Annotated in this window: 1 protein-coding gene; it reads right to left on the minus strand. The window is 44.7% G+C overall.

All coding sequences use genetic code 11. The features are described from left to right. Positions 1-564: AAA family ATPase (locus R7Q46_RS29190; protein WP_318078580.1), on the minus strand; the 564-nt coding region annotated here is incomplete at both ends.

Raw genomic sequence — 564 nt, forward strand, 5'->3', positions numbered from 1 at the left:
TCACCGTACCACCATCAACAAGTGATCCGAACAACAGTTCATTTGCCAATGGTTTCTTCAATTGCTCTTGGATTACACGGCCCATTGGACGTGCCCCCATCGCTTTGTCATAACCTTTATGTGCTAACCAATGGCGAGCATCTTGCGATACTTCCATGGATACTCCGCGAGCATCCAACTGGACTTGAAGCTCGACAATAAACTTATCAACCACTTGATGGATAACACTTTCATCTAGGCTATTAAACCAGATGATATTATCAAGACGGTTACGGAACTCCGGAGTGAACACCTTCTTAATTTCTGCCATGGCATCGTGACTATGATCTTGTTGGATTAAACCGATCGATTTCTTCTCAGTTTCAGCCACACCCGCGTTAGTGGTCATCACAAGGATCACGTTACGGAAATCGGCCTTGCGACCATTGTTGTCCGTCAGCGTACCGTTATCCATCACTTGCAGTAACAAATTAAAGATATCTGGGTGCGCTTTCTCAATCTCATCCAACAAAACAACGGAATGAGGATGCTTAATAACGGCATCGGTTAACAAGCCACCTTGAT

Source organism: Vibrio sp. 811, assembly GCF_033339195.1.